1 rRNA gene (cut by a window edge) is annotated in these 1,490 nt (G+C 57.0%); it reads left to right on the forward strand.

From position 1 onward, the window contains the following. Positions 1-1,490: ribosomal RNA gene (locus ABD299_RS17805) — 23S ribosomal RNA — on the forward strand (its annotated part extends 394 nt beyond the left edge of the window); the annotation flags it as partial.

The raw sequence follows: 1,490 nt of genomic DNA on the forward strand, positions 1-1,490 counted from the left end.
GGTCCGGCGTAGAGGGTAAGACCCCCGTAGCTGAAACGTCAGCGACTCGTTTGAGAGCCACCCAAGTAGCACAGGGCCCGAGAAATCCTGTGTGAATCTGGCGGGACCACCCGTTAAGCCTAAATATTCCCTGGTGACCGATAGCGGATAGTACCGTGAGGGAATGGTGAAAAGTACCGCGGGAGCGGAGTGAAATAGTACCTGAAACCGTGTGCCTACAAGCCGTGGGAGCGTCGCCGTGTTGGTCTTCGGACCGGTGCGGTCGTGACTGCGTGCCTTTTGAAGAATGAGCCTGCNGCAGCTTGCTGTGTGCGGTCGTGACTGCGTGCCTTTTGAAGAATGAGCCTGCGAGTTTGCGGTATGTTGCGAGGTTAACCCGTGTGGGGGAGCCGTAGCGAAAGCGAGTCCTAAGAGGGCGGTTGAGTAGCATGCTCAAGACCCGAAGCGGAGTGATCTAGCCATGGGCAGGGTGAAGCGGAGGTAAGACTTCGTGGAGGCCCGAACCCACCAGAGTTGAAAATCTGGGGGATGACCTGTGGTTAGGGGTGAAAGGCCAATCAAACTCCGTGATAGCTGGTTCTCCCCGAAATGCATTTAGGTGCAGCGTCGTGTGTTTCTTGCCGGAGGTAGAGCACTGGATAGGCGATGGGCCTTACCGGGTTACTGACCTTAGCCAAACTCCGAATGCCGGTAAGTGAGAGCACGGCAGTGAGACTGTGGGGGATAAGCTCCATGGTCGAGAGGGAAACAGCCCAGAGCATCGACTAAGGCCCCTAAGCGTGTGCTAAGTGGGAAAGGATGTGGAGTCGCAGAGACAACCAGGAGGTTGGCTTAGAAGCAGCCATCCTTGAAAGAGTGCGTAATAGCTCACTGGTCAAGTGATTCTGCGCCGACAATGTAGCGGGGCTCAAGTACACCGCCGAAGTCGTGTCACTCACATATGAAACCTAACGGTTGTGTGGGTGGGTAGGGGAGCGTCGTGTGCCGGGTGAAGCAGCACCGGAAGGTAGTTGTGGATGGTTCACGAGTGAGAATGCAGGCATGAGTAGCGATACGCACGTGAGAAACGTGCGCGCCGATTGACTAAGGGTTCCTGGGTCAAGCTGATCTGCCCAGGGTAAGTCGGGACCTAAGGCGAGGCCGACAGGCGTAGTCGATGGATAACCGGTTGATATTCCGGTACCCGCTGTGAAGCGTCAACGCTGAGGCGAGCGATGCTAAGTCCGTGAAGCCGCCTTCGGAGCCTTCGGGTTCCGGGGGAGTGGTGGAGCCGATGAACCAGACTTGTAGTAGGTGAGTGATGGGGTGACGCAGGAAGGTAGTCCAGCCCGGGCGGTGGTTGTCCCGGGGTAAGGGTGTAGCCCGGATGGTAGGTAAATCCGCCATCCACATAAGGGTGAGACCTGATGCCGAGCCGATTGTGGCGAAGTGGATGATCCTATGCTGTCGAGAAAAGCCTCTAGCGAGTTTCATGGCGGCCCGTACCCTAA

Source organism: Streptomyces sodiiphilus, assembly GCF_039529215.1.
GTDB classification, from domain to species: domain Bacteria; phylum Actinomycetota; class Actinomycetes; order Streptomycetales; family Streptomycetaceae; genus Streptomyces; species Streptomyces sodiiphilus.